The organism is Intrasporangium calvum DSM 43043 (assembly GCF_000184685.1).
GTDB classification, from domain to species: Bacteria; Actinomycetota; Actinomycetes; order Actinomycetales; family Dermatophilaceae; genus Intrasporangium; species Intrasporangium calvum.
Genome location: NC_014830.1, coordinates 2,947,758 through 2,974,083, shown reverse-complemented (window position 1 = coordinate 2,974,083; position 26,326 = coordinate 2,947,758). Strand labels below are relative to the sequence as shown.

At 66.9% G+C, this 26,326-nt stretch carries 23 protein-coding genes; 11 read left to right on the top strand and 12 right to left on the bottom strand.

The window, feature by feature from the left end:
- Window positions 1-3: 3 nt before the first annotated feature.
- The 4 genes from INTCA_RS13425 to INTCA_RS13410 all read right to left on the bottom strand — a co-directional run bounded on the left by INTCA_RS13425 (window position 4) and on the right by INTCA_RS13410 (window position 3,348).
- A complete protein-coding gene (locus tag INTCA_RS13425) occupies window positions 4-741 on the bottom strand; it encodes a cation diffusion facilitator family transporter (RefSeq protein WP_013493474.1) in 738 nt (245 codons plus the stop codon).
- Window positions 738-1,121 carry an ArsR/SmtB family transcription factor gene (locus INTCA_RS13420; RefSeq protein WP_013493473.1) on the bottom strand — a complete coding sequence of 128 codons (384 nt, stop codon included), beginning with the start codon at window positions 1,119-1,121 and terminating at the stop codon, window positions 738-740. The genes INTCA_RS13425 and INTCA_RS13420 overlap by 4 nt, the downstream gene beginning before the upstream one ends.
- Before the next feature lie 70 nt (window positions 1,122-1,191).
- The gene (locus INTCA_RS13415; RefSeq protein WP_013493472.1) at window positions 1,192-2,844 is read right to left on the bottom strand and encodes a serine/threonine-protein kinase; all 1,653 of its coding nucleotides are present in this window, start codon (window positions 2,842-2,844) and stop codon (window positions 1,192-1,194) included.
- Window positions 2,845-2,991: 147 nt separating this feature from the next.
- Complete coding sequence (locus INTCA_RS13410; protein ID WP_041307734.1) at window positions 2,992-3,348, bottom strand: hypothetical protein; 357 nt, start codon at window positions 3,346-3,348, stop codon at window positions 2,992-2,994.
- A gap of 238 nt (window positions 3,349-3,586) precedes the next feature.
- Between INTCA_RS13410 and INTCA_RS13405 the strand changes: the two genes are divergently transcribed.
- The gene (locus tag INTCA_RS13405) at window positions 3,587-4,126 is read left to right on the top strand and encodes an ester cyclase (protein ID WP_013493470.1); all 540 of its coding nucleotides are present in this window, start codon (window positions 3,587-3,589) and stop codon (window positions 4,124-4,126) included.
- 35 nt (window positions 4,127-4,161) lie between these two features.
- Here the strand turns inward: INTCA_RS13405 and INTCA_RS13400 are convergent, their stop codons facing one another.
- The gene (locus INTCA_RS13400) at window positions 4,162-5,127 is read right to left on the bottom strand and encodes an alpha/beta fold hydrolase (protein WP_013493469.1); all 966 of its coding nucleotides are present in this window, start codon (window positions 5,125-5,127) and stop codon (window positions 4,162-4,164) included.
- 124 nt (window positions 5,128-5,251) lie between these two features.
- Window positions 5,252-6,076 (bottom strand): class I SAM-dependent methyltransferase, encoded by an 825-nt coding sequence (locus tag INTCA_RS13395; protein ID WP_013493468.1) that lies wholly within the window; start codon window positions 6,074-6,076, stop codon window positions 5,252-5,254.
- A 156-nt stretch (window positions 6,077-6,232) separates the two neighbouring features.
- Between INTCA_RS13395 and INTCA_RS13390 the strand changes: the two genes are divergently transcribed.
- The 6 genes from INTCA_RS13390 (at window position 6,233) to INTCA_RS13365 (ending at window position 14,393) form a co-directional block, all read left to right on the top strand.
- Window positions 6,233-6,901 (top strand): winged helix-turn-helix transcriptional regulator, encoded by a 669-nt coding sequence (locus INTCA_RS13390; RefSeq protein WP_013493467.1) that lies wholly within the window; start codon window positions 6,233-6,235, stop codon window positions 6,899-6,901.
- Window positions 6,902-7,363: 462 nt separating this feature from the next.
- Window positions 7,364-9,175, top strand: coding sequence for a polysaccharide biosynthesis protein (locus INTCA_RS13385; RefSeq protein WP_013493465.1), 1,812 nt, complete (start codon window positions 7,364-7,366; stop codon window positions 9,173-9,175).
- A 103-nt stretch (window positions 9,176-9,278) separates the two neighbouring features.
- Window positions 9,279-11,276 (top strand): SGNH hydrolase domain-containing protein, encoded by a 1,998-nt coding sequence (locus tag INTCA_RS18760; protein WP_148236600.1) that lies wholly within the window; start codon window positions 9,279-9,281, stop codon window positions 11,274-11,276.
- A gap of 36 nt (window positions 11,277-11,312) precedes the next feature.
- Entirely contained in the window at window positions 11,313-12,605 is a 1,293-nt protein-coding gene (gene tviB / locus INTCA_RS13375; RefSeq protein ID WP_280513526.1) for a Vi polysaccharide biosynthesis UDP-N-acetylglucosamine C-6 dehydrogenase TviB, read from the top strand.
- A complete protein-coding gene (locus INTCA_RS13370) occupies window positions 12,602-13,765 on the top strand; it encodes a DegT/DnrJ/EryC1/StrS family aminotransferase (RefSeq protein ID WP_013493462.1) in 1,164 nt (387 codons plus the stop codon). The genes tviB and INTCA_RS13370 overlap by 4 nt, the downstream gene beginning before the upstream one ends.
- 13 nt (window positions 13,766-13,778) lie before the next feature.
- Window positions 13,779-14,393, top strand: a complete 615-nt coding sequence (locus INTCA_RS13365) for a sugar transferase (protein WP_280513525.1) — start codon at window positions 13,779-13,781, stop codon at window positions 14,391-14,393.
- A 204-nt stretch (window positions 14,394-14,597) separates the two neighbouring features.
- On the opposite strand, the gene INTCA_RS13360 is transcribed toward INTCA_RS13365, so the two are convergent.
- Complete coding sequence (locus tag INTCA_RS13360) at window positions 14,598-15,812, bottom strand: IS481 family transposase (RefSeq protein ID WP_013493460.1); 1,215 nt, start codon at window positions 15,810-15,812, stop codon at window positions 14,598-14,600.
- A 144-nt stretch (window positions 15,813-15,956) separates the two neighbouring features.
- Between INTCA_RS13360 and pseI the strand changes: the two genes are divergently transcribed.
- Window positions 15,957-17,018, top strand: a complete 1,062-nt coding sequence (gene pseI, locus INTCA_RS13355; protein ID WP_013493459.1) for a pseudaminic acid synthase — start codon at window positions 15,957-15,959, stop codon at window positions 17,016-17,018.
- On the opposite strand, the gene INTCA_RS13350 is transcribed toward pseI, so the two are convergent.
- Complete coding sequence (locus INTCA_RS13350) at window positions 17,011-18,273, bottom strand: GNAT family N-acetyltransferase (protein WP_169312920.1); 1,263 nt, start codon at window positions 18,271-18,273, stop codon at window positions 17,011-17,013. The genes pseI and INTCA_RS13350 overlap by 8 nt on opposite strands.
- 260 nt (window positions 18,274-18,533) lie before the next feature.
- A complete protein-coding gene (locus tag INTCA_RS13345) occupies window positions 18,534-19,262 on the bottom strand; it encodes a cytidylyltransferase domain-containing protein (RefSeq protein WP_013493457.1) in 729 nt (242 codons plus the stop codon).
- A gap of 35 nt (window positions 19,263-19,297) precedes the next feature.
- On the opposite strand from INTCA_RS13345, the gene pseB reads away from it, so the two are divergent.
- The 3 genes from pseB to INTCA_RS20650 all read left to right on the top strand — a co-directional run bounded on the left by pseB (window position 19,298) and on the right by INTCA_RS20650 (window position 22,426).
- A complete protein-coding gene (gene pseB / locus INTCA_RS13340) occupies window positions 19,298-20,305 on the top strand; it encodes a UDP-N-acetylglucosamine 4,6-dehydratase (inverting) (protein ID WP_013493456.1) in 1,008 nt (335 codons plus the stop codon).
- Window positions 20,306-20,307: 2 nt separating this feature from the next.
- Entirely contained in the window at window positions 20,308-21,435 is a 1,128-nt protein-coding gene (locus INTCA_RS13335) for a DegT/DnrJ/EryC1/StrS family aminotransferase (protein ID WP_013493455.1), read from the top strand.
- A 73-nt stretch (window positions 21,436-21,508) separates the two neighbouring features.
- Window positions 21,509-22,426, top strand: coding sequence for a glycosyltransferase family 2 protein (locus INTCA_RS20650; RefSeq protein ID WP_013493454.1), 918 nt, complete (start codon window positions 21,509-21,511; stop codon window positions 22,424-22,426).
- A 28-nt stretch (window positions 22,427-22,454) separates the two neighbouring features.
- Here the strand turns inward: INTCA_RS20650 and INTCA_RS19195 are convergent, their stop codons facing one another.
- The 3 genes from INTCA_RS19195 to INTCA_RS13325 all read right to left on the bottom strand — a co-directional run bounded on the left by INTCA_RS19195 (window position 22,455) and on the right by INTCA_RS13325 (window position 26,318).
- On the bottom strand, window positions 22,455-23,627 hold the full coding sequence (locus INTCA_RS19195) for a glycosyltransferase (RefSeq protein ID WP_280513540.1): 1,173 nt from the start codon (window positions 23,625-23,627) through the stop codon (window positions 22,455-22,457).
- Between the two features lie 231 nt (window positions 23,628-23,858).
- Window positions 23,859-24,689 carry a hypothetical protein gene (locus INTCA_RS19605; protein ID WP_169312919.1) on the bottom strand — a complete coding sequence of 277 codons (831 nt, stop codon included), beginning with the start codon at window positions 24,687-24,689 and terminating at the stop codon, window positions 23,859-23,861.
- Window positions 24,690-25,196: 507 nt separating this feature from the next.
- A complete protein-coding gene (locus INTCA_RS13325) occupies window positions 25,197-26,318 on the bottom strand; it encodes a glycosyltransferase family 4 protein (RefSeq protein ID WP_148236599.1) in 1,122 nt (373 codons plus the stop codon).
- Window positions 26,319-26,326: the final 8 nt, after the last annotated feature.

Sequence of the window (26,326 nt, the reverse complement as noted above, 5' to 3'; positions counted from 1 at the left end):
CGGTCACTCCTTGTGGGGGCGGGCGTCCTCGTCGGCTTCGGTGGGGTCGTCGTCGTCCTCGACGAGCTCGCCCTCCCACGCTTCACGGCCCTCGTTCAGCGCGAACACCGCGATGACGAAGCCGGCGACGGGATCGAGCCAGGCAGCGCCGGTCAGGGAGTAGAGGCCCAGACCGAGCAGGGTCGAGACGCTGAGGAGCATGCAGATCTTCGTCTCCGCGGCGTCGGCGAGGATCAGCCGGTCGCCGCCCAGGGCGCGCCCGACCCGTTGCTTGGCCGCCGCCAGGACGGGCATGACGATGAGCGACGTGCTGAGCAGGATGATCCCGACCAGGGACTGGTCCGGCTCCTCGCCGCGGATGAGCGACCGCACCCCTTCGACGACGACGTAGGCGGCGAGGAGGAAGAAGGTCACGGCCACGCCGCGGAGGGCGCGCCGCTCCTTGCGTTCGTCGGCCTGCCCGTGCCGCAGCCGCGCCGCAAGCCGGAGGCCCACCAGCACGGCGGCGGCCGACTCGATCCCGGAGTCCAGGCCGAAGCCGACGAGGGACACCAGTCCGGCCATGATGCCGGCGGTGATCCCGACGACGCCCTCGACGACGTTGTAGGCGACGGTGAACTGCGCGAGTCGCAGGGCCCGGCGGGTGAGCCGCTCGGTCTCGGGGTCGGCCATCGATGAAGGCGTGGGCGCAGCCGTCGCGGACGTCAGCTGGGCGGCCGTCGGGTCGGGCCGGCCGGTCATGAGGCGGTCTCCGTAGAGGTGAGGCCGTACCGCGGGCACAGGGTCACGGCGTCGCCGGTGAGCTCGAGCAGGCGCTCGGCGGAGGCGAGCAGGTCGAGGAGCGACTCCGAGTGGTTGAGGGAGTAGACGGAGGCGCGGCCCTCCGGTCGGGAACTGACGAGCCCGCAGTCCTTGAGGCAGGCCAGGTGCTTCGAGACGGTGCTCTGCGCCAGCCCGAGGTGTGCGGTGAGGTCGATGACGCGGTGCTCGCCGAGGGCCAGGTGTCGCAGGATCGCCAGCCGCGAGGGGTCTGAGAATCCGTGAAAGAGACAGGCTGCGGCACTCAGGGCCGATCGTTCGACCTCGCTTCCGGCCGCGCTGCGAGAGGGTGGCATCGTCATGAGGCGATGCTATCGCCGTAGGTGGAGAGGCGCGCTGCGGGGGGTGCGCGCCAAGCCATCCCGCGCGGGTTCAGACCTCTCGGCTGCTGAGCACCTCTGAGCTGTCGATCTTGAGGACTCCATCCTCCTCGACGAGCCCGTAGGCCGTGCGCTCCACGAAGACCCGGCCGTCCTTGAAGACGTAGGTCAGCGTCGCCTCCACGGTGCCAGGTGGGGAACCGTCGACGTCCTTGACGGTCACCTTCTTGATGCTGTCCCAGAAGGACTCGTAGGTGTCGACACTGCCGGCGGTCGTGCTGCGGTACCGCTCGGTGAGCAGGGCATATCCCTCCTCCGTGTCGTCGGGGAGAAGCGAGTAGTACTCCCGCACGGCCTTGCTGAGCTTCGCGGCCGATGGCGCGGCCGGGGCCGACGGCGGGGTCTCGCTCTGGGTGGTCGGCGCCGCGGAGGTGGTCGTCGGGCGCGGGCTCGTCGTGGTCCTCGGCGACGGCGTCGTCGAGGGCGAGGAGGCGGAGGTCGTCTCGGGCGGCGCGGCGCTCGGGGTCCGTCCGTCGCCCGCGGTGAGCGCCTGCCACGCCAGCAGCCCGACTGCCACCAGGGCCACGACGGCGAGGGCCACGAGGACCCCCCGGCGGGAGCGCCGCCTGCCTGACCCGCCCGGGTCGCCCGTTCCCGTCACCCTCGCGCGGTCGGCGGCAGGTCGAGGCGAAGTGACGCCCCCCGAAGCCGAGGACGCCCCCGCACCAGCGCCCACAGCAGCCCCAGCAGCCGCCACGCGCGCACCCGGTAGCGGCAGCGCGGGCGGCACGGTCCGCAGCGGCTGGGTCGCCCCGGCCACCGGCATCGCAACCGTCGGATCGGCCGCAGCGGGCATCGCAACCGTCGGATCGGCCCCGGCCGGCCCCGTCAGGTCCACCCGCTCGAGCGCCTCGACCGCCGCCGCCATTGAGGGTCGCTCGGACGGCCGGTCAGCCAGCATCGCGAGCAGCACGGGGGTCAGCGCGCCCGCCCGGGTGGGCGGGGTGGCCGCGGAGGAGGCGACGCGGTGCAGCAGCGCCATCGGGTTCGGGTCGAGCCCGAACGGCGGGGTGCCCTCCACGGCGGCATAGAGGGTCGCGCCGAGCGAGAAGACGTCGGTCGCGGGGCTCGACTCCTCGCCGCGGGCGACCTCGGGGGCGAGGTAGGCGGGCGTGCCCGTCACCATTCCGGCCGCCGTGAGGGTGGCGTCGCCGAGCGCGCGGGAGATGCCGAAGTCGGTGATCATCGCCGAGCCGTCGTCGAGGATGAGGACGTTGGCCGGTTTGACGTCGCGGTGCACGATGCCGGCGGCGTGGGCGGCCGCGAGCGCGGAGCCGACCTCGGCGCCGATGAGCGCCACGTCGTCAGGGGGCAGCGGGCCGTTCTCGTCGAGCACCTGCTGGAGCGTGCGGGAGGGCAGGTACTGCATGATCAGGCACGGCTGGCCCTCGTGCTCGACGACGTCGAAGACCGGGACCGCGTGCGCGTGGTGGAGCCGCGCGGTGTTGCGCGCTTCGCGCATGGCGCGGTTCTTCGCGTTCTCGGCGTCCGCGGCGCTCGCGCCGGGTGGCAGGTGGAGGAGCTTGGCGGCGACGGTCCGTTGCAGGCGCTCGTCGCGGGCCTCCCAGACCGACCCCATCCCGCCGACGCCGACGCGGTTGAGCAGGCGGTAGCGCCCGGCGATGAGGACGTCGGGCTGGTTCATCGTGCGAGGCTCCGTCCGGTGGGGTGGTGGCGGCTCACGGCTGGCGTGACCCTGACAACGTACCCAGTGCCGGGTTGGTGGGGTCCCCCGCGAGGGTGCCGTGCGGCGCGGCGCACCACGAATGCTGCCGTATGCCGCTGGGCTCGCTCAGCGCCCGACGCCGGCTCTGCGGCCCCACCCTCGAGAGCGCGGTTGGGTCGCGGCCAACGCCGTGGGTGAGTGGGCGTCGCCGAGGACGCGGCGCAGGAGGCGCAGCTCGTCGCGGAGGCGGGGTGGGATGGGCAGGCGGTAGATGGTGAGGGCCTGCTGGTAGGCGACCATGGCGAGCAGGTAGTCGTTGCGGGCCTTGTCCAGGTCGGTGCGGGTGGCCGTGGCGCGCCGGGCCGCCATCACCTCGGCGCGGGCTCCGTCCATGGTCTGGCGGAGCGATCCGAGCAGCGTGGCGGCATAGGGCCCCATCGCCCCGCTGACGGCAGAGCCGGCTTCCATCGGGTCGGCGGTCATCGTGGATTCGGGCTGCGCATGCGTGACACCCTGCTTCCCACCGCGCTTCTGGGTGGGGAGCGCGGTCCCTCCACCATACGCTGCCCCGATGGTCTGACGGGACGCTGAGGTGGCCCAAGGCACGTCGCGGTGCCGGGACCTTCGACTCTGGCGCATCCTCCTGGCCGTGCCGACGCTGGCTGGGCGGTGGCCGACCGCCGATGTTCGGCGTCCCAGGCGCCGCAGGAGGAGGACAGACATGGAATCCACCAGCAAGCCCATGACCGAGGCGGCGATGCGAGCGTTCGCCAAGACGCACTTCGACGCCTGGAACGCCCACGACGTCGACGCCGCAGTTGCGCTGGTCACGGACGACGTCGTGTGGGAGGACCCGTCGTTCGAGAAGCCTGTGCTCGGCAAGGCTGAGATGGCTGACCGGATGCGAGCGCTCTTCGTCGCCTTCCCGGACCTGCACTTCCCCGAGGAGCTGGCCCACGCGCACACCAATGTCGCCGACGGGGAGTCCGTCCTGACCTGGACGTTCACGGCGACCATGATGGGCGACCTCGTCGCTCCCGAGGGGCGCATGCCGGCCACCGGCAAGAAGGTGCAGGTCAGCGGCGCGACGTTCAACCGGTTCCGCGGCGACCTGCTCAGCCACTTCACGATGTACTACGACAGCCTCGACATGCTGCACCAGCTCGGCTTCCTGCCGTCGAGCACGGGGATCAGCATGCGCGCCGTGATGCTGGCCGACTACCTGGGGGGCAAGGCGAAGAAGGCCCTGCACCTGACCTGACCTGACCTGACGGGCCGAGCAGGCCTCGAGCGCTGCTAGGCGGTCTTGTCGCCCTTCGGGGCGGCTCGCAGGGTGCGCTTGCGGGGTGGTGTGGTGCGCGTCCGGCTCCGTGGCGTGGCGTCTCGAACCGGCCGAACGGGCCGGTCCGGGACCCGCTCGGTCGTCGCCATGAAGTCCCGCAGCACGTCGGCGAACCGGTCGGGCTGGTCGAGGTGCGGGAAGTGGCCCGCCCCCTCGAAGAGCTCGACCCGGCACGCGGGCGACAGTTCGGCGGCCCGGCGCGCGTGGGCGGCGGGGATGACCATGTCGTTGGTGCCCCAGACGATGAGGACGGGCACGCCGGACAGCTCGGTGAGGTACTCGTGCGCGGCGATGCTCTGTCCGCCGGAGTTCATCACCGACCGGGTGGTGGCGAGGAAGGCCCGGCGTGCGTCGGCGTCGCTCAGCTCGGTGAAGCCCTCCCACGCGGCCCGCATGTCGTGGCTGGCGCGCCAGCCGAAGAGGGAGAGCCCCCGGCCGACGAGCTCGGCGCCGCCGCGGACCCACGGCGAGGCGATGACGGGCAGCACCCAGTCGGCGACGGGGAGGGTGGCGGCCCGCAGGACGGGGCTCACCTCGCGGCCGAGGCCGCCGGTGCCGACGAGGACGAGCCGCTCGACGCGCTCGGGGAAGAGGTAGCAGAAGGCGAGGGAGATCCCGCCGCCGAGCGAGTGGCCGACGATCGTGACGCGCTCGATGTCGAGCAGGTTGATGAGGTCGCGGAGGGTGGCGGCCTGCGCGGCGGGGGAGTAGTCGCCCTCGTGCTTCTCGGAGGCGCCGTGGCCGAAGAGGTCGGGGACGATGACCCGGTTGGTGTTGTCGAGCCGGTCGACGAGGTGGCGCCAGTTGCGGTGCGAGCCGAGCAGGCCGTGGACGAAGAGGATCGGCTCACCGGCGCCACTGTCGACGTAGGACAGGGTGTGGCCGTGCAGTGTTGCTCGTCGTGGGCTGAGTGCGCTCACGACACCTCCTCCGGATGGCTCTCTACTTGAGAGTAACCCGAGGATGGCGCACGCCCGGGCAGAAGCGATGGGGCTCACCCGTGTCGTGACCGGATCCTTATCCGCCCGCGGCCTGCTGCACCCATCAGCGCCGGGTGGCGGTGACGAGGAGGTACTCCCACTCCATCCGACCGGAGGCGTCCGAGTGCTCCGCCGCGAGGGCGTCCAGCGCCGCGTCGAGGGCGGCGACCCGCTCGGGGTCGTCACCGACGAAGCGGTAGGTCGCGATCGTCGGCCCGTAGTTCGCCTTGAAGAAGTCCCTGAAGCCACTCGCCCCCGCGAACGTCTCCGCCACGGTCCGCCGCTCCATCGTCAGGTCGTCGAACGTCTCCCCGAAGAGGTCGGCGACGTGCTCCTCACGTCCCCACAGCGGCGGGGGAGTGGCCCCGGGAGGGGGCTCAGCGGCATACGGCTTCATCACCGCGAACATCTGGCCGATGAACCCCTCGGGGGTCCACGAGATGAGCCCGAGCCGACCACCCGGCCGGGTCACTCGCGAGATCTCCGCTGCCGAGCGCTCGTGGAACGGAGCGAACATCACCCCGACGCACGAGATCACCGCGTCGAACTCCGCGCCCCCGAAGGGCAGCGCCTCCGCGTCGGCGACCCGCCAGTCGAGCTGCGCGCCCGCGCGCTCAGCGGCCGCGCGCCCCGAGGCGACGAGCTCGGGTGTCAGGTCGGAGGCGACGACGTCGGCTCCGGCCAGGGCTGCCGGGATGGCCGCGTTGCCCGGTCCGGCGGCGACGTCGAGCACCCGGTCCCCGGGCCCGATGCGGGTCGCGGCGACGAGCTCGGCGCCCAGTCCGGAGATGAGCTGGCGAGCCACCTTGGGGTAGTCGCCGAGCGCCCACATCGCCGCGTGCCTGGCCTTGAGTGCCGCGTCCGCGGCGGGGTCGATGACAGTGGTCATGACGTGTCCTCCCTGTGTCGGGCCGGTGCCCCCTCGGCCGGGCGGCCCGCTGCCGCCGCTGTGCCGGCCCTCCATCGAGGATGAGTCGGCGCCCGCCCCCGGACCAGTACAGGGAATGGACTGACACGCCCGCTGCGCGTGCTGATACTCGAAACCATGGGACGACACCTGCCGGGCGCGGGCCAGTACTGCCCGGTCTCACGCGCTCTCGACGTGCTGGGGGAGCGGTGGACGCTGCTCATCCTGCGCGACATGCTCGTCGGCGCGACGCGCTTCAACGACATCGCCCGCGGCCTGCCCGGCCTGTCGCGCACGTTGCTCGCGACGCGGCTGCGCCAGCTCGAGCGGGCCGGGGTCATCGCGCGCGACGGGACCGCCTACGCGCTGACACCCGCGGGCCGCGCCCTCGAGCCGCTCGTCTTCGGGATGGCCGAGTGGGGCGCCCGCTGGGCGTTCGGCGACCCGGAGGAGCACGAGCTCGACGCCGAGCTGCTCGTGTGGTGGATGCACACGCGCCTCGACACGAGCCGGCTGGGCGGGGACCGGCAGGTCGTCCACGTGCGCTTCGCCGACGAGCCGAAACGCTTCTGGATCGTCGTCGAGCGCGGCGTCCCGTCCGTGTGCACGGTCGATCCCGGTTTCGACGTGACGCTGACGATCAGCTCGGACGTGCGGTCGCTCTACCGGGTGTGGCTCGGCCGGCTCCCGCTCGGCGCGGCGATGCGCAGCGGTGCCGTGGCGGTGGATGGGCCCCGGGACGCGGTGCGGCAGGTCGGTGACGTGCTGCGGCTGAGTCCCGTGGCCCCTGCCGTGATGGGGGTCTGAGCGCAGCCGGGCGAGGCTCAGATGGCGCAGCTCGTGCGCGGCGAAGCTGTTGGCGACGTCGTGGTGCTCGGGCAGGGTCGGGTCGAGCTGGTAGCCGTGCCACGTCACCTGCACCTCGTCGCGGTGCGCTACTGGGGAGCCGTCGTGTTCCCGGAGGCCCCGAAAAGATTTCGCCGAGAGGTGTAACGCTCTCGATCTCCCGAGCGCTGTAGGGGGTGAAAGAGGCGCCACTCGAACCCCCGAGCGAGTGGCGCCTCTTCCTTTGCCCCCGGCGAGAGCCCCGTCCGGTATGCCGCTGGGCTCGCTCCCACGGACCGCTCTCCTCCCGGGGTGGCGTGGGCCACTGGGGCGATCCGGCCGGATGTTGGTCGTTCGGCTCCCTTTGTCACCGCTGCGACCTACCATGATGTGGGTTGCCTCGGGGGAGGCATTGGGTGCTCGGGCGAGTAGGGGTTTCCAGGGGTGTCAATTTCGATCTTCAATGACAAGCGGTCGCTCGTCATCATGTGGGATGCGCTGTCGTGGCTCGTCGCGCTGCTCGCGTTCGCCCTCGTGCGATTCGGAATGACGCTGCCGGGCCGCGTCTGGCAGGCCGCCCTGACCTACATCGTCCTGGCCATCGTGCTGCAGGTCGTCGCTGGATACCACTTCCACCTCTATCGCGGCCGCAGTCGACTGGGCAGCTTCGACGAGGTCAGCCTGTCGGCCCTCATCGTGGCCGGGATCAGCGTGCTCGTCGGCGGGTGGTACTTCATCACCCAGCCGGTCTTCTCCCGCTCCCTGGTCATCACGGTCCCTGCTCTGGCGTTCGTCATCATGGGTGCGGGTCGCTGGGCGTTCCGCACCGCGTCGGGGAACGCGCGCCGCCAACGGGGCCAGGCGTCGGCGGTGCCCGCCCTCGTCTACGGGGCGGGTGAGGCCGGACACCAGGTGGCGCAGCTCGTCGACTTCGACGACGACGCGCCCTACGCGATCGTCGGGTTCCTCGACGACGACCCGAGCAAGCGGTTCCTGCGGGTCAGGGGCCGGCGCGTCCTGGGGCGCGGGGCCGACCTGCTCGACGTCGCCGGCGCCACGGGCGCGGAGGTCGTCATCGTCGCGATCACGCACGCGTCGCCGCAGCTGCTCCAGGACCTCTCGGACCGGTGCATCGACGCGGGACTCAACCTCGTCGTCGTGCCGCCGGTGCGCGAGATGATCGGTGGGCGGGTCGAGCTCGACAAGCTGCGCGAGTTCAACGTGACCGACCTGCTCGGCCGCCGCGAGATCGAGACGAGCGCCGCCCAGATCTCAAGCTATGTCAGCGACAAGGTCGTGCTCATCACCGGCGCCGGCGGGTCCATCGGGTCCGAGCTGGCGCGCCAGGTGCACGCCCTGGGGCCGGCCTCCCTCGTCCTCCTCGACCGCGACGAGTCGGCCCTCCACGCGGTGCAGCTGAGCATCGACGGGTCGGGCCTGCTCGACGCCGACAACCTCGTCCTGTGCGACATCCGAGACATCGACGCGCTCGCGCACGTCTTCGACCGGCACCGCCCCGACGTCGTCTTCCACGCGGCGGCGCTCAAGCACCTGCCGATGCTCGAGCGCTTCCCCGAGGAGGGCTGGAAGACCAACGTCCTCGGCACCCTCAACGTCCTCCAGTGCGCCGTCGACGTCGAGGTCGCGCACTTCGTCAACGTCTCGACCGACAAGGCCGCCGACGCGACGAGCGTGCTGGGGCAGACGAAGCGGCTGGCCGAGCGGCTCACTGCCTGGTTCGGTGACGAGACCGGGCGGTCCTACCTGTCCGTGCGCTTCGGCAACGTCCTCGGCTCGCGCGGCTCGGTGCTCGACACCTTCCGGGCGCAGATCGACCGCGGCGGCCCCGTCACCGTCACCGACCCCGACGTGACCCGCTACTTCATGACGATCCCCGAGGCGTGCGAGCTCGTCCTCCAGGCCGGTGCGATCGGTGCCGCGGGCGACGTGCTCGTCCTCGACATGGGCCAGCCGGTCCGGATCGTCGACGTCGCGCGGCGCCTCATCGACGAGTCCGGCCGCTCCGTCGACATCACCTTCACCGGCCTGCGGCAGGGCGAGAAGCTGCACGAGGTGCTGCTCAGCTCGGCTGAGCAGGGACGGCCGACGAGCCACGCGCTCATCACCCGGGTCTCTGCGCCGCCGCTCGACCCCGTGCCGCTGCTCGCGGACAAGGTGACCGAGAGCGACCTCGGCGATCTGGTCGACGAGCGGGCCTCGACGTGCACACCACCCCGTCCGACGTCGATGCCGTGACCGCACGCTCGACCGCCCTGGGCTCAACGTGACGACGGCAGCGCCCACGGCGGCTGTGGCCGGCCTGAGGCAGCCGTCGGCGCGTCGACCGGACATCCAGGGGATGCGCGCACTAGCCGTCCTCATGGTCGTGCTCTTCCATGCCGGTGCTCCCTTGCCGGGGGGTTTTGTCGGCGTGGACGTGTTCTTCGTCATCTCCGGCTATGTGATCACTTCCATGCTCAGCCGGGAGCTCGCGGCCAGCGGCCGGATTCGCCTCGGGCGCTTCTACCTCCGCCGCTTCAAGCGGCTCACTCCCGCGCTCGCGGTCGTTGTGGCATTCACTCTGCTTGCCTCGACCTTGCTTCTCTCGCCGATGGGCGGCCAACAGTCAGCGGCCAAGACCGCCCTCGGAGCCATGCTGCTGGCCGCCAACGTGGTGATCGCTCGTGAGTCGGGCGACTACTTCGGGGCGCCCGCCGAAGCGAACCCCTTGCTGCACACGTGGTCACTGTCGGTGGAGGAGCAGTTCTACTTCGTCTTCCCGCTCCTGCTCGCAGGCACGTGGGCCTTCGCTCGGCGACGCAACGGCGTGCCAGGTCCCATCGCAGCCATTGGGTTGGTCGCGGGCCTCTCGTTCGCGCTGGCTGTCGCGGGGTCGGCCGGGCTGCGCCACTCCAACCCGTACGTCGATGCCGTTCTCAGCGCATTGACCGGGTTCTACAGCCCTCTGACGCGAGTGTGGGAGTTCGCAGTGGGAGCCCTGTTGGCTCTCGGCCTGCTTCGCTACAAGCGGTTGTCGAGCGGCTCAGCCGGGATGAGCGGGGTAGCCGGCATCGGTCTGCTCGCGGCGTCGGTCTGGCTGATCGGCGCAGCCACGCCCTTCCCGGGCGTGTGGACGTTGTTGCCGGTCATCGGCACCGGACTGCTCCTGGTCGCTGGGACCCGCGGCGCAAACGGTGTGAGCCGGCTCTTGGCCCGGGGCCCTTTGGTGAAGATCGGCGACTGGTCGTACTCCCTTTACCTGTGGCACTGGCCGTTCATCGTCTTGGCCAAAGTCGCTTGGCCCACCATTCCTGCGGCGGTGCCGCTTGCGGCGATCGCCTCGTTCGTCCCGGCCTACGTCTCGTACCGGTGGGTTGAGCAGCCCATCCGACAGATGGAGATTCGTTCGGGGCGCCGGCTGGTCCGCGTCGTGGGTCTGGCCTTCCTGCCACCCCTCGCCCTGGCGGGTCTGCTGCACGTGAGTGCGACCAATGGGTTCTGGCTGGATCCCGTCAGGAGCTACCAGGCCCAGGTGACGCCGCTTCATGCAGCGGCGGTGGCCGGATGCCATGCCAGCGGCCCCTTGGATGGGCAGGCCGTCCGCGACTGTGTGTGGAACCCCTCCGCTCCGGGAGCGCCCGTCTACCTCCTCGGCGATTCGCAGGCAGAGCACTGGAGCGAGGGGGTCATTGGAGCCGGCGAAGCACTTGATCATCCGGTGATCATCAAGACTGGCGGGAACTGCCCTCTCGTGCGCGTCGCTCTCGACCGTCTGGACGCTGTTGCTGACGTCAACGCGGCGTGTCGTGAATACGTGCAGGCGACGGTTGACTTCCTCAGGACGGCGACGCCCGGACTGGTCATCCTCTCGTCGGCCGACTCCTATTGGACCAATGAGCGAGTGTCGGTCGCGCTTGACACTGGCTCCCTGAGCACGGAGACCGGCGCGAAGCTCGAGACACTGACCGTCGCGCTGCGTGAGACGGTTGAGACTGTGAAGGAAGCGGGCCACCAAGTGGTCCTCGTTCAGGCGAGGCCAAGCTTCGCGAGCGGGGCTGGGGCAGATCCCGCCGAGTGCTCGCTCGTCGCGTTCTGGTCGGAGACCGGTTGCCGGAGCCAGATGGCCGTCGAAGAGGCACTGGCGAATCAGGGCCAAGTGCGTCGCGTGGTGGATCGTGTAGCGACGGACACTGGTTCAACCGTCCTCGACCCCTGGCAGGTCCTGTGCGGAGATGGAGTCTGTGACACGCAGCATGGGGCGCTCGTGCGGTATCGCGATGGAAGTCATGTGTCCGTGAGGCAGAGTGAGGCCATGGCACCCGTGTTTGCGGCTGCCATCCTGAAGCAAGGGATCTGAGGAATGCGGAACCAGGGGTTTGGAGCTCCATCTGACGTGGTGCCGCCGGCCGCGGTGCGAGACGGCACGCGGCTGGCTGTCCTCGGCCTGGGCTATGTCGGGCTGCCGCTGGCGGTCGAGTTCGGCAAACAGTTCGACGTGCTCGGCTACGACATCGACTCGCGGAGGGTCAAGGAGCTGCAGGACGGGCACGACCACACCTTGGAGGTCGACGACTCGGACCTCGCGGGCGCGAGCCGGCTGCGGTTCAGCGACGACGAGGGCGACCTTGCCTGGGCCAACGTCTACATCGTCACGACGCCGACGCCCATCGATGCGCACAAGCAGCCCGACCTGTCGCCGGTGTTGTCGGCGACCGAGGCGATCGCCCGAGCCCTCCGTCCGGGTGACGTGGTCATCTACGAGTCGACGGTCTATCCGGGGGCCACCGAGGAGCAGTGTGTGCCCGTGCTCGAGGCCGTCTCCGGGCTGGTCTTCAACCAGGACTTCTCCGTCGGCTACAGCCCGGAGCGGATCAACCCGGGCGACCGGGAGCACCGGCTGCCGTCGATCGTCAAGGTGACCTCCGGCTCGACGCCCGAGGCGGCCGACTTCGTCGACGACCTCTACCGGTCGATCATCACCGCTGGCACGCACCGGGCGCCGTCGATCCGGGTCGCCGAGGCGGCGAAGGTCATCGAGAACACGCAGCGCGACGTCAACATCGCGCTCATCAACGAGCTCGCGGTGCTCTTCAACCGGCTCGGCATCGACACCGAGGACGTGCTCCTCGCGGCCGGCTCGAAGTGGAACTTCCTCGGCTTCCGACCCGGTCTCGTCGGTGGCCACTGCATCGGCGTGGACCCGTACTACCTGACCCACAAGGCACAGTCCGTCGGCTACCACCCCGAGGTGATCCTCGCCGGCCGCCGGCTCAACGACTCGATGGGCTCCTACGTCGCCAGCCAGCTCGTCAAGCGGATGACGAAGGAGGAGATCCAGGTCCACGGGGCCCGGGTCCTCGTCCTCGGTCTGACCTTCAAGGAGAACACGCCCGACCTGCGCAACTCCCGGGTCGTGGACATCCTCGCCGAGCTCGCCGACTACGACATCACGGTGGACGTCTGCGACCCGTGGGCGGACCCGGAGGAGGCCCGGCGGGAGTACGGAGTCGACCTCGTCGCATCCCCCGCACGCGGGGCCTATGACGGCATCATCATTGCTGTGGCACACCACCAGTTCGTGGATCTCGGTGCCGACGGGATCCGAGCCTTCGGCAGCGCCGACGGCCACGTGGTCTATGACCTGAAGTATGTGCTCGGCCGAGCGGATTCGGACCTGCGGCTGTGAGCGAGCAGATCTACCTGTCGTCACCGGACGTGACCGAGGCCGAGGAGGAAGCGGTCCTGCGGGCCATCCGGTCCGGCTGGGTCGCGCCCCTCGGCCCCGAGGTCGACGCCTTCGAGGCAGAGCTCGCCGACTTCTGCGGCCGCGAGCACGCCGTCGCGCTGTCCTCGGGGACTGCGGCGCTGCACCTGGGCCTGCTCATCCTCGGGGTGGGCCCGGGTGACCTCGTCGCCACCTCCACGATGACGTTCGCGGCGACCGCCAACGCGATCACGTACACCGGAGCGGAGCCGCTCTTCGTCGACTGCGACGAGACCGGGAACCTCGACCCGGCGCTCTTGGACAAGGCCTTCGGTGAGGTCGCCGGGTCCGTGCGCCGGATTGCGGCGGTCGTGCCGGTCGACCTGTTCGGCAAGGTCGCTGACCACCCGGCGATCGCGGCGGTTGCTGACGCGCACGGGGTGCCTGTGCTCTCAGACGCAGCCGAATCGCTCGGGGCCGTCCGTGACGGACTGAGCTCAGCGGCATACGGCCTGGCGGCAGCGGTGTCCTTCAACGGGAACAAGGTCATGACGACCTCCGGTGGGGGAGCGCTGCTCACGGACGACGCCGGCATCGCGGAGCGGGCGCGGTATCTGGCGACGCAGGCGCGGCAGCCGGTGGTGCACTACGAGCACACGGACATCGGCTACAACTACCGGTTGTCGAACATCCTCGCAGCGCTCGGGCGGGCCCAGCTGGCGCGGCTGCCGGAGATGATCGAGCGGCGGCGGGGCCATCGCCTGGCGTATCGGGAGCTGTTTGCCGGGGTGCCGGGGGTGACGGTCTTTGGTGAGCCGTCCGGGGCCGATGGCCCAGGTGGGGGGACGCGGGACAACTTCTGGCTGACGTCGGTGCTGGTCGAGCCGGCCGTGGCTGGGTTCGCTGCGGAGGACCTGAGGCTGGCGCTGGCGGCTGACAACATCGAGGCCCGTCCGCTGTGGAAGCCGATGCACCTGCAGCCCGTCTTTGCCGGCGTGCGGTCGGTGCTCAACGGGACGAGTGAGCGGCTTTTTGAGGTAGGGCTGTCGCTGCCGAGCGGCTCGGCGCTGACGGAGCTTGAGGTTGGCCGGGTGCACTCAGCGATCGGTTCGTTCCTGGAGGTGCGCCGTGCAGCGGTCTGAGCGGCAGCGGCAGTTGCGCCGCTACGACGCGGTCAAGCGCGGGATGGACGTCGTCGTGAGCGCCGTCGGCCTGGTCGTGACCGCGCCGGTGCAGCTCGTCGTCGCCGCGGTAGTTCGGGTGGCGCTCGGGTCGCCGGTGCTCTTCCGGCAGCAGCGGCCGGGCAAGGATGGCGTCATCTTCGAGCTGGTGAAGTTCCGGACGATGCTGCACCCGGACACTGACCACCAGACGGATGCGGAGCGCCTGATGCCGGTGGGTCGGATCCTGCGGTCGACCAGTCTGGACGAACTGCCAACCTTGTGGAACGTGCTGAGGGGCGACATGAGTCTGGTTGGGCCGCGGCCGCTGCTCGTCGAGTACCTGCCCCTCTACAGCGCTGAGCAGGCGCGGCGACACGAGGTCCGACCGGGCGTTACCGGCCTTGCCCAAGCCTCGGGCCGCAACTCTTTGGGGTGGGAGGACAAGTTCGCTCTCGACGTGCAATACGTCGATCGGCGGGGCCTTGGCCTGGACCTGCACATCCTGCGGCGGACTCTGGCGGCCGTGTTAAGCCGCCGTGGCATTAGTGGCGAGGGACAGGCCACGATGAGCGTCTTCTTGGGATCGCACGGAGACGGACCTCCCTGACGAAGGAACCGACAGTCTGGCCATTCCCGGGTCGACTCGAGGCCCGGGCGTCGCGTTTCGAAAAGGATCGGCTTACCAGATGAGGCGTTCCTCCCACACCGCTCGCGCGACGTGGGTTCAGTTCTACGCTGTTGTATCTCTGTGATGTCTCAGGACATCACGGACGGCCGAACCCAATATCCGTGGGTTCGGCCGTCCGTCGTTTTAGTGCCTGGGACGCCCGGGTGGGCGTCCGGTGCCTTGGTAGCGCTTGGTTGTGTCGAGGACGAGCTCGCGCAGCAGTTCACCGGTGGCCGCGTCGATGATCCGGATGTCGAGGTCGTGGGCCAGGACGATGACGCGGGTTCCGGCGTGGGTTCGGCCGATGCCGATGGAGTAGAGCGTCCCGCCGTGGCGCAGGGTGATCTTGCCGACCTTGTCGACCTTGTCGCGGCGGACCCGGTCGTGGGTGTCGTCTTCGCGGTGGCCGGCGCCCGGGGTGGCCTTGGGGCGGGTGGTGTAGGCGGTCGCGGGGGTGGCGCGATGTTCGAGGGAGCGGTGCGGCCGGTGCTCGTTGTACTCCTGGGCGAACGTGTCGAGGTGGGCCTGCAGCTCGGCGATGGTGGCCGGCTGCTCGGGCTGGGCGCGCAGCCACTTCTTCATGGTCTGCTGGAAGCGTTCGACCTTGCCCTGGGTTTGGGGATGGTTGGGCTTGCCGTTCTTCTGGAGCACGCCGTGCCGGCGCAGCTCGGTCTCGAAGCCGTTGCGGGTGCCGGCGCCGCGCGCGCCGCCGGACAGGCGGGTGGTGAAGACCATGCCGTTGTCGGTCAGCGTGGCGGCCGGGATCCCATGCACGGCAACGGTTTGCCGGAACGTGGCCAGCACGATCGGGCCGGTGACCCGGTGATGGGCGGTGACCGACAGGGCGTAGCGGGAGTGGTCATCGAGCCAGGTCAGGATCTCGGTGTCGGGTCCGGGTCGGCCGTCGGGGCGGGTGAGTCGGTGGTGGGTGAAGTCGGACTGCCAGCACTCGTTGGGTTGCTCGGCCTGGAAGCGGATGTAGGAGGACTTCGGGCGCTTCTTCGGCTCGGGGACCACCAGGCCGGCCCGGGCCAGGTGCCGGGCGATGGTCGCGCGGGAGATCGTCAACCCCTGGTGGTGTTGCAGGTGCCAGCGGATGGTGTCCGGGCCCGCGTCCAGGCCGGTCGCCGTCAGCTTCTCACGCAGCTCGACGATCAGCTCGAGGGCCTCGGTCGGGATAGCGTTCGGGTTCGACGCGGGTCGCCGGGAGCGCGGCTCGAAGACGGCCTCACCCTCACGGCGGTACCGGGCCAGCAGCTCGTAGAGCCAGGAACGCGACACGCCGTAGGCGGAGGCGACCTCGGGGACGGGACGGTTCTCGACCACCACGGCGGTGATCAGCAATCGAGTAGTTGTCATGGCCGAACGCTGTGGCTCAGGCCAGCCTCAGTCCGGCATGTCGGGAGACATCAGTCCGGCATGTCGGGAGACACCTGTCCGGTATGTCGTGAACCAGAACATACGCTGTTGTATCTCCCGTAACGGCCCACTAGCGAGGCGAGCGTGTCTGTCGAGATCCAACCTATCGAGATCGGTGGCCACCTTGTCGGAAGCCACGAGACCCCTCTCGTGATCGCTGAGGTGTCGGGGAACCACAACGGGTCCCTCGATCGAGCGCTTGAAATCATCGAAGCAATCGCTTCGAGTGGCGCGCAGGCGGTGAAGTTCCAGACGTACACCGCGGACACACTCACCCTCGACGCATCGGGGCCACAGTTCCGGATTCGCTCTGGCCATGAGCTCTGGGGGGGACGGACCCTGCACGACCTCTATGAGGAGGCCCACACCCCTTGGGAGTGGCACGCCACGATGTTCGAGCGCGCTCGCTCGCTGGGCTTGATCCCCTTCTCCAGTCCCTTCGACCCTACCGCCATCGAGCTCCTTGAATCACTCGACTGCCCGGTTTACAAGATCGCCTCGGCGGAGATGGTAGACCTCCCCTTGATTCGCGAAGTGGCTTCTACCGGCAAGCCCATGATTATCTCAACCGGCATGGCGACTCTTGGCGAGATCGACGCCGCGCTGACCACCGCCCGGGACGGCGGATGTAGGGACATGGTTCTTCTCGCGTGCACTGCCTCCTACCCCGCAGACCCAGGTGACGCGCGGCTCCTTTCAGTCCCCACCTTGCGGGAGGCGTTCGGAATCCATGTTGGCTTGTCCGACCACACCCCTGGGATTGGTGTCTCCGTGGCAGCGGTCGCCCTCGGCGCCGTCGCGGTGGAAAAGCACGTGACTCTCCAACGCGCCGAGGGCGGGGTCGACTCAGATTTTTCCCTCGAGCCGAACGAGCTGGCCTCGTTGGTCCGCGAGACGGCCGCTGCCAGATTGGCCGTTGGTCCGCCGCGATTCGGACCAACCGAGGCTGAGCGCGACACACTGGCTCTGCGCCGATCCCTCTACGTCGTAGAAGACGTTCGTGCAGGTGACAAGGTGACCCAGTTCAACGTGCGCTCGATCCGCCCATCGGGCGGACTTGCGACAAAATTTATCGAGGTGGTGCTCGGCCGTACCTTCGTCACGGACGTGCAGCGTGGGACGCCGCTGACGTGGGAACTTATCTGACTGTCCGCACCCAGCGTTCGAAACCCTGCGCGTCCGGCGGCAGGTCCGGGGCGTAGCCGCTCCCGAGGAACAGCCGGCGGGACGCTTCGTTGGTGCGATGCAGGACCGCCAGATACGCGGTCGGCTCAGCATAGTCGGCTAGCCACCGCTGACCCGCCGCCAGCAGCGGTGCTGCGAGCGCTCGGCCGCGTGCGGTCGGCGCGACGGTGATTGAGACCTCCCACTCTCGTGTGCCCAACATGTCCCAGCGCACCGTTCCGATGTCGATCCCGCCGGCTGACCCGATGAGGACGTGGCGGTCATCGCGAGTCAGGCTGGAAGCTAGCCATTGGTGGTGGCGCACCGGCGAGACGACGTCATGCTGCCTCGAGCTCGCGCGGGTTACCGGATCGTTCCGCCAAGCGAGCAGTTTCCCCTCGTCTTGAGCCGTGGCCGTACGAATCTCGACAAGAGGTGCCGACTCGCCCCTAGGCTCAGCCGCTGTGAGAGCGGCCTCGAACATTCGGATGATCCGCCAGGCGCCGCGTCCATCCACGAGTTCGTGGGCTGCGTCGGCCATCTCCATGCGGAGGGAGGGGCTTGCGAGTACCTGGGACAACCGATTGGCGATGACATCAGGCTTTTGGAGATCAGCAGGCGTGCCCAGCCCGATGGCCGCGCCCGAGTCGATGACTAGGCGGTAACCTGCGAGCTGATTCTCGACGACGGCGACCACCGCCATCGGTCGACGCAGAGCGCACAGCTCCCACATCGATGTCCCCGCCGCGGTAACCACGAGGTCGGCCTCAGACATGATCGCCGGGAGATTCAGCGTGGGTGCAATGGGCCGAAGATTCCCGCGTCGCCAGCGCCGCGCGGCGTCTTTGAGGACCTTCTCGGTGGCCGGGGTCGAGACGACTGTGACGTCGAGCGTCGTTTCCAGCCGAGCCAAAGCTTCGACGATGGCCGGTGCACAACCCAAGGGGTCGCTCCCGCCCATGACGACCAGGACATGAGGGGTTTTGTCCAACGCACCAAGTGGGGGATATCCGCCCGTGTTGTCGGCGATCACTCGTCGTATAGGGGTGAATCGTCCGCCGCGCAGATGCCACCTGGCGGTCGCCGGAGCAACGGTGCCTTCCGCCCCAATAGTTGGGTCGATCAGGATGTCGGCAGGCTGCGCGCCGTAGGCGCCGTCGGTCATCACTGACAGCAGCGATCGGGTGGCCCATGAGTCCCTCGCTCCTCGAACGAGCGACGCGAGGACGGTGTCCACGATTGTGTAACTGTCGATGTGTATGACGTCGAACGAAGAGCGTATGGCAGGAGGCAGTACGTCCGGCTCGGCTGGAGCCCCCAAATAGTCGAGTCGGTCGTCCACCTCGGCGACGAGGCGAGGGAGAAGTCCCCCTTCCAGAGTGCCGAGAAGCGCGACCTCGTGACCGCTGGCCAGCGCCACTTCGGCGAGAGACAGAGATCTCACGACGTGCCCCAGGCCAATCTGCGGCCCGCCATCACAGCGGAGAAGGAGCCTCATCAGCCTTCTGCCAGGGCCTTCTGCTTCACACCCGCGTTGACTGCCACGAGATCCGGACGGTTGCGGAGCAGCGAGACCAACTCTTCGCGACCCATGGGCGTGGTGCCGCGGGCTTCTACGATCCCTCGGAGCGCCTTGAGGTCCTCCGGTGTGTCGATGGTCACCCGTAGGTCGGTCGCGTCGGGGGCGAAGCACAACCCCATTACCCGGAACTGGTCGGGCGCCGAATAGATGCCCGAGGTGACGTGCACTCTGTCGTGTCCGCTGGCACGACGTCCCACACGCTGGAGTGCCTTCGCGCTCACAATCTCGACGTCGAGCCCGTGGGGGAGGGTGCGGACAACGAACGTGGACACGTAGTCAAGCGTCGAGTCGGCGCGCCAAGCAGCAACCACCGCGTCGATGAGGGCGGGGTCGGTGAAGGGGCAGTCGGCGGTTATGCGGACAACTGCGTCCGCTGAGTGCTCGTCGACCGCCTGCAAGTACCTCGCGAGGACGTCGTCCTCGCTGCCGCGGACGATGGGTACTCCGAGGTTTCGGCCGGCGGCCACTATGGCATCGTCGCCGGGGGAGGTGCTCGTGGCGATGATGACCTGGTCGGGCCGACTGGCTGCCAGGCAGGCGCGTACCACCCAACTGAGGACCGGCATTCCTCCGAGATCCTGCAGCACCTTTCCTGGAAGGCGGGTGGATCCCATCCGTGCCTGGATTGCGACGACGACCCGCATGTAGCTCCTTCGTTCGTTCGTGTCATTATGGCGCCATGCCCGACCCCACGACCGGTCAGCCGTCAGTCCTCCACGGATCCTCGATTCTCGTGACCGGGGGTACTGGCTCCTTCGGCAAGGCGTTCATCGCCGAGCTGCTCCGGAACCATAACCCTAAGCGCGTAGTGGTCTTCAGCCGCGACGAACTGAAGCAGTATGAAGTCCGTCAGATGTTCGACCACGATCCACGCCTCAGGTGGTTCATCGGCGACGTTCGCGACCGGCACCGACTGGACCGTGCCATGCACGGCGTCGACTACGTGGTCCACGCTGCGGCGCTTAAGCAGGTAGACACCGCGGAATACAATCCGTGGGAGTTCGTACTCACCAATATCGTGGGAAGCCAGAACGTCATCGAGGCCTGCATCGATGCCGGCGTGAAGCGGGTGGTGGCGCTCTCCACCGACAAGGCCTCCTCCCCAATCAATCTGTACGGCGCGACGAAACTCACCGCCGACAAGCTCTTTGTCACCGGAAATCATTATGCCGCGGCATACCCGACTCGGTTCTCAGTGGTCCGCTACGGCAACGTGATGGGCAGTCGTGGCTCCGTGATTCCGTTCTTCCGCGGGCTCGCGGCCCAAGGAAGGTCGCTCCCCATAACGGACCTTCGGATGACACGCTTCTTCATCACCCTTGCGCAGGCTGTTCGCTTCGTTGCGGACTCCTTCGAAATGATGCAGGGAGGTGAGCTGTATGTGCCGCGCATCCCGTCGATGAGGATCGTCGACCTGGCACAAGCCGTGGCTCCGGGTACCGAAATGCACGAGATCGGCCTCCGACCTGGCGAGAAGCTGCACGAAGAGATGATCTCTCCAGAGGAGGGGCGACGCGCGTTGCTCGTGGCTGGGCGCTACGTCCTTCAGCCTGACCTCGCCTCGTGGGGATACACTCCGCCGGCCTCCGGGGTGTTAGCGCCTGATGGTTTCCACTACACCTCCGACAGCAACGACGAGTGGCTGTCCCGTGAGGACTTCCAAGCCCTGCTCGCAGCGGATCTCTGACGATGCTTCCTTACGGGCGCCATTCGGTCTCATCCGACGATGTCGCGGCGGTCGTTGAGGTTCTAGGAAGCGATTGGCTAACCACAGGGCCATGGGTGAGTGCCTTCGAGCAGCAGTTGGCCAAGCTGGCGGGCGCGCCCGGCGCAGTATCCGTAACCTCAGGCACCGCGGCGCTGCACACCGCCTATGCCGCTCTCGGGGTCGGTCCTGGCGACGAAGTGGTCGTCACCCCGCTGACGTTTGTCGCGACGGCGAGCTCGGCGACGATCCTCGGGGCTAACGTTGTCTTTGCGGACGTGACTGCGGACACTGGCAACCTGGACCCCGACTCAGTGGCCGCCGCGCTCACGGAGCGCACGCGAGTAGTCGGTGCGGTGGATTATGGGGGACATCCGATCGATGCCCCCGGCCTTCGTGCGGCTATACGCGGCACTAAGGTCATTCTCTTGGAGGACGCAGCGCACTCCATCGGCGGCACTTTGAATGGGCTGCCCGTAGGATCCCTTGCTGACGTAACTACCTTTTCGTTCTTTCCGACGAAGAATCTCACAACGGCTGAGGGCGGTGCAGTTGTTTCCGCTGATGCCGATGTTCTCGCGCGTGCAGCGACGTTTCGAAACATCGGTATGGTGAAGGACCCCCTGCGCATGCGCTCACCACGCGACGAGGCGTGGTGGTACGAGGTCCAGGACATAGGCGTGAATTACCGATTGCCCGACGTTCTCGCATCACTCGGACTAAGCCAGCTGGCACGCCTTGAGGCATTCTCTCGCCGGCGGCGCGAGATTCACGACCGGTACAGTGCTGGACTAGGCGATTTGGACGCACTGCTGCTGCCTCCGACTAGACCCGGTGCGAATCCAACTTGGCATCTATATTCACTACGCATTCGGGACGGGCGTCGAAAGCAGTTATTCGATCATCTGCGCGCCAGCGGCATTGGCGTTCAGGTGAATTACATCCCGGTCTATTGGCATCCGCTGTACGCCGATCTGGGGTACAGGCGCGGCATGTGCCCAGTAGCAGAGGAGTACTACGAGCAGGAGATCTCGCTTCCGCTGTTCCCCGACTTGACCGACGCAGATGTCGACGGCGTGATCGAGCTCGTCCGCGGGTTCATACGTGAATGAGTCAAGGCACGTGTGGTAACGAAGGAAGCGGCCTGAGACCTTCTCCCAGGAACAGAAATCGGCGGGACATACTATGACTGCACAATATTGGAACACGCGTGATTCTGTCTCAGTGATACTTCCGTACTTCAATCGCCCCGCGACGTTGACGACGGCAGTGAACAGCGTGCTGTCGCAAACGCATGGCGAACTGATTCTGTACCTCGTCGATGACGCCTCGACTGATGACTCTCGCTGCGTCGCCAAAGGCATTCGTGACCGAAGAATACGCCACATCGACGCACCTACCAATATGGGACCGTCTGGAGCTAGGAATCTGGGGTTGCGCGAGGCGGAAACGGCACTAGTTGCATTCATGGACTCAGATGATGAGTGGTTGCCCACTAAACTAGAAACGCAGATACGCAAGCTCCGCGCCATCCAGTCAGGCGGACGCCCGGTCTCGGTGATGGGCTGCGGGTGGCGATACAGCGGGCGAGATGTCCCTGCCAGCAGGTTCGTCCCTGGCCCGTTTTCGAGAATGGACATGCTCCGCGGCGTCGCGGGAACAGGTACTCCCATGTTGCTTGTTGATAGATGCGTCGCTGCGCCGCCGGTGAAATTTGACGGCTCTTTTCCTTCCCTTGAGGAGCGCGATTTCGTTCTCGCCTGTCTAGCTAATGACTCGCTTCTAGCGGTCGTCCCCGAGAATCTGGCGATCGTCACACGGGGTCGGAAAGACCATGTCGCTAACCCAGAATTGGCTGCGGCTGCATGGGAACGCTACCTAGTCAAATACTCGTCGGATCTCCACCTAGATGAGGGACTGAACGGTTGGTATCACTATCGGGCAGCCAGAGAGAATTTGATTGCTGGGAACCGACGACGCGCTTTCCGTTTAGCCCCCATGGCCCTAAAGGATCAACCGCTGAGGCGAGCCACGCACTTGACGCTAGGGCTCTTCGGGCGTTCCCGTGGATTCGCCGTGGCGCAGAGGCTATTTCCGCTGTGATTCGATGACGGGGAGACAGCTGATGCCGTCAGTTGCGGCCGAACCGGGGCCTCCAGCTTTCAGCGCGCGAACGGACCGGGTTCTCTGCCAGGACCGCGAAGTAGATTTCCGTTAGGCGAGCGCAGACAGCCGCTTCGGAAAACTGCGCCGAGCACCGCTCCCGGATGGCCTCAGAGTCATATTCGTCGAGCGTCTCTGCGATGCGCTTCATGGAGAGTGCCAGAACCTCGACGTCGCCTATCGGCACGACTAGGCCGTTTGTGTCATTCACGATGGTGCTAGCTGCGTCAGTGTCGGTCATGATGATTGGCTTTCCCAGCGCCAGAGCCTCCACATTAACTATGCCAAAGGTCTCGACCCTGCTTGCCATGACATGGCAGTCACACTCCTCCATGAGCCGTCTGACATTGTTACGGTCTACCCTGCCGAGGAACTGTACGCGATCGTCGACCCCGAGCGACGCGCTGATTCGTTCAAGGTCGGGACATTCGGCGCCTCCTCCACAGAGTTGTAGAATTGCATCTACGCCTGAGTGAACCAAAAGCGCGAAAGACTGCAGCAGGACATCCCATCCCTTGTTGGGGTGGCAGCGTCCGACAGAGAGGAACTTCAGAGGCTGCCGTCGTGGGCCTTTAGGGGCTCGCAGATCCCCGGTAAAGAAGCTTCGCTGAACCAGGTTGGGAATGACCAAAACCTTTCTGCGCGTATAGCGTCTTAAGGTGAGCGCGAGGCCGTTGCTCACGGCCAGGACGGCGTCGGCCTGGCCGAAGCCCCAGCGTGCGACCAGTCTCCACTGGCGAGGCAGTTCTCCACTCAGCGTCGATGAATGCTCGGTGATCACATAAGGAACTCCCCAGATCTTGGAAATGGGCCAGGCAAACAGACTGGCTCGGTACGAATGCGCATGGATAATGTTCGGTCGTTCCTGCAAAACGGAACGGTGAAACGCCCATATCATCAGCAAGACTCTGTAAAGGAGGTTCACGGGAACGCGCAACGGTTTAGCGTGCACGAATATTCCTCGTACTCCGGTATCGTTGATCGTTTCAAGTTCGACGCCACGATTCCCGTCGAAGTGAACATACAGTAGGCTCACATCGTGTCCAGCGTGCGCCAGCGCGACTGCCTGCTCCCTGAAGAAGACTCCTTCAGTGCTGGTGCCGAACCCGTGCCGGCCACCGAAGCCATAGTAGGCCGGGATAACTAGGATTTTGATGGTACGCCTCCTGGCGTCAGTGTTCGAGCGAATAGGTCGCTCCTCGCCATGTTCCTCTTAGCATGGGCTGGGCTCGGCCGTATCGATAAGGGTGGCAATGGCAGCACTATTCATAGACGGCGCGGCGAGACAAACGAAGCAACGATCTAAGAATATTGCACCCGCCGAGCCCTTGATGCTGGCACTCGTCCGATACGACCGATCAGGAAAGTAGAACTACCTGTATGATTCACTGGTTACGGCGCCGTCACCTCGGCGAAACCAGCCTGAATTTATCAGTTTCGGTATCTCCTGTTCGGGTGAAAGGAAACTCTCGGAGGTTATTGCCGCGCTCATCACCAATCGCACCTGTTCGATGCTGAAATCGTTTGAGAGTGTCGCGATAGTGGACACCCTCCTGAGATGCGATCTAACCTCCGGCGCCTCGATGGCGTCAAGGTCTTCGATGAATATTGTTCTGCGACCGAGCATCGCAGCCTCGATCAGGCCCGTTGTCACCCCCCCGACCACGACTTTGGCTGACTCAAGATGCTCGCCGATGCCGACGCGAGGGTTGAGCAATGCGCCGGGAAGAAGCGATCCTACGTCTGTAGGATCCTCTAGCGGGTGCGGTCTGTAGGCAAGTCTGAAGCCCGCATCCTCCGCCTCGTGACGGATCCGATCTAGGGTGGGAATGTATTGCTGGGCTCGGAATCGATGTCCGAGCCAGAGCAAGTCGAAGTCGACAGGCCGCCGATCTGCATTCCATGACCTGGGCGAGCGCAGTGGCCCGACGACCCGGACCCGCATGTCTCGTACGCCCGCCGCAATGTATCCCAGGCGCTCTTCTTCCGTCCAGCACAGAAAGTGCGATGCCAACCCATCGTTGCGCTCAAGCCAGAAGTTCGGTGAGGACAGTCCGTGCGGATAGAGAGCGACGGGAACACCCGCCTGACGTGCGGCCAGCGCCACGAGTCGGATCGCGGGATCGTAGTTCGCCGTTATGATCAGTGCCGACGGATTCACCCTCTGTACTAAGCCGGTCAGTTCGTCGAGAAGGAGTTGCAACTTATCGCGGGGAAACGTAGTCCTGGTTGAGGCGGCCCTACGAAGTGCAGCTGATATTCCCGACACCGGGAGATATGGGCTGAGACTTCGCCAAGCTCGTGCTCGATCCTGCCCCCCCAAAGCTATCCGGCGCCAAGACATCGATTTGTCGAAGCGGTGTTGGAGCTCGAGCGGGAGGAATCCTGCCCACAGTAGGTCTGCGCGGCTTCGTTTCATCAGGTGTAGACATGTAACGTACTCGGCCTTCAATGCCCGGGCGCGCCAGCCAGAGCTGTTCTGGCTGGCGCCCTGCTGCAGCCGCGTAAGGGAGTCAGGGTGTCGCAGGTTCGGCGCGACGAGCAACTCATAGAGGTCCATCGAGTTCCGATCGCTTAGTACTGAGCGCTTGTATCGGTGAGGGGTCTTCCCGTCCAGGTTCGCCGATCCCTATTGGCGGGAACTGGCGTCCTGGCGTTTGAGCATGACACCTGACCCATGCAAACCGAATGGGACCAGTGCTCACTGGTATCACCGTGAGCGACTCCGCTCGAAGAAGTCGATCATCTGGTTGACAACTGCGTCCGTGGTGAATAGTTCATCGAATCGTGCCCGGCCGCGTCGCGCACTGGCGGCGGCGGCAGGCTTGTCGGAAAGTACTCTGTTAAGGGCGTCGGCGAGTCCTCTCGTGTCACCGACCGGTGTGATCGTTCCAATATCCTCGCCAAGAACTTCGAGCGTTGTCGGAATGGATGAGGCAACTACTGGGCAGCCTACGGCCATGGCCTCAATGAGCACCCCTCCGAAGCCCTCCCGCTCTGACGGGAAGCACAGGACGTCGGCAGCGGTCAAAAGTGCGGCGGCGTCCGTGCGGTGGCCCAGGAAGCGGACGTCGGCCATGAGCGAGGCCGACTCGGAGCGGAGCGCGGCTCCTGCCCGTCCCTCCCGGCCCGCGAACAGCACCACAACATCAGGATGCATCCGGACGACGGTACGGAGCGCACGTATGAGAACAAGGAGGCCCTTCTGGGGCTCAAGGCGGCTCAAGACGAGTACAACGGGCGTGCCTAGTCCGATCCCAAGTCGTTGCCGCGTCAACGATCGTACGGGTTCTTGCTGGAACGGGAACTTCTCTGGATCCCGTCCGCGTGGTATCACTTCGACCCTGCTAGAAGGGATACCGAGTCGCGGTGGGACGCTCTCAGCGATCGCGGCCGAGATCGCGTGAAACCGCGTCGAAAACCGGGCGGTGGCGGCGTCAAGTGCTCGAGCCGCATGGAGTTTGGCCGTGGTTGATTCGGCGTAGTGCGAAGGGCCGTAGGAGTCGTTGACGATGCTGCTAGACGACGGGATATTCAGCGCCCGGGCGGCGATCCGACCCGCGAAGTCGGCCTCGAAGAGGGTGGTGTGTACCAAGTCCGGTTGGATGCGCCGTGCAACGTGCATCACTCTGCGTATGTTGACGACGCGGCCCCCTGGGGGCTGCTGCGTGTGAACGTTCGCCCCGGCCTGTTCCAGTTCGGGAAGCAGGTCGGTCCGGTCTCCCAACGGAACGATGTGCAGTTCGACCCCCCTGCTGACCATCTCTGGAGCCATTTCTGCCAGGGAGGTCTCAGCTCCACCTGGGGCGAGGGAGTCGATCACGTAAAGCACACGCACCG

Excerpts from the sequence above, each read along its gene's own strand:
- INTCA_RS13420 (WP_013493473.1), bottom strand. The coding sequence starts at position 1,121 with ATGACGATGCCACCCTCTCGCAGCGCGGCCGGAAGCGAGGTCGAACGA.
- INTCA_RS13335 (WP_013493455.1), top strand. The coding sequence starts at position 20,308 with ATGCTTCCTTACGGGCGCCATTCGGTCTCATCCGACGATGTCGCGGCG.
- INTCA_RS18760 (WP_148236600.1), top strand. The coding sequence starts at position 9,279 with ATGCGCGCACTAGCCGTCCTCATGGTCGTGCTCTTCCATGCCGGTGCT.
- INTCA_RS13360 (WP_013493460.1), bottom strand. The coding sequence starts at position 15,812 with ATGACAACTACTCGATTGCTGATCACCGCCGTGGTGGTCGAGAACCGT.
- pseB (WP_013493456.1), top strand. The coding sequence starts at position 19,298 with ATGCCCGACCCCACGACCGGTCAGCCGTCAGTCCTCCACGGATCCTCG.
- INTCA_RS13415 (WP_013493472.1), bottom strand. The coding sequence starts at position 2,844 with ATGAACCAGCCCGACGTCCTCATCGCCGGGCGCTACCGCCTGCTCAAC.
- INTCA_RS13390 (WP_013493467.1), top strand. The coding sequence starts at position 6,233 with ATGGGACGACACCTGCCGGGCGCGGGCCAGTACTGCCCGGTCTCACGC.
- INTCA_RS13345 (WP_013493457.1), bottom strand. The coding sequence starts at position 19,262 with ATGCGGGTCGTCGTCGCAATCCAGGCACGGATGGGATCCACCCGCCTT.
- INTCA_RS13395 (WP_013493468.1), bottom strand. The coding sequence starts at position 6,076 with ATGACCACTGTCATCGACCCCGCCGCGGACGCGGCACTCAAGGCCAGG.
- INTCA_RS20650 (WP_013493454.1), top strand. The coding sequence starts at position 21,509 with ATGACTGCACAATATTGGAACACGCGTGATTCTGTCTCAGTGATACTT.
- INTCA_RS13425 (WP_013493474.1), bottom strand. The coding sequence starts at position 741 with ATGACCGGCCGGCCCGACCCGACGGCCGCCCAGCTGACGTCCGCGACG.
- INTCA_RS13405 (WP_013493470.1), top strand. The coding sequence starts at position 3,587 with ATGGAATCCACCAGCAAGCCCATGACCGAGGCGGCGATGCGAGCGTTC.
- INTCA_RS13410 (WP_041307734.1), bottom strand. The coding sequence starts at position 3,348 with ATGACCGCCGACCCGATGGAAGCCGGCTCTGCCGTCAGCGGGGCGATG.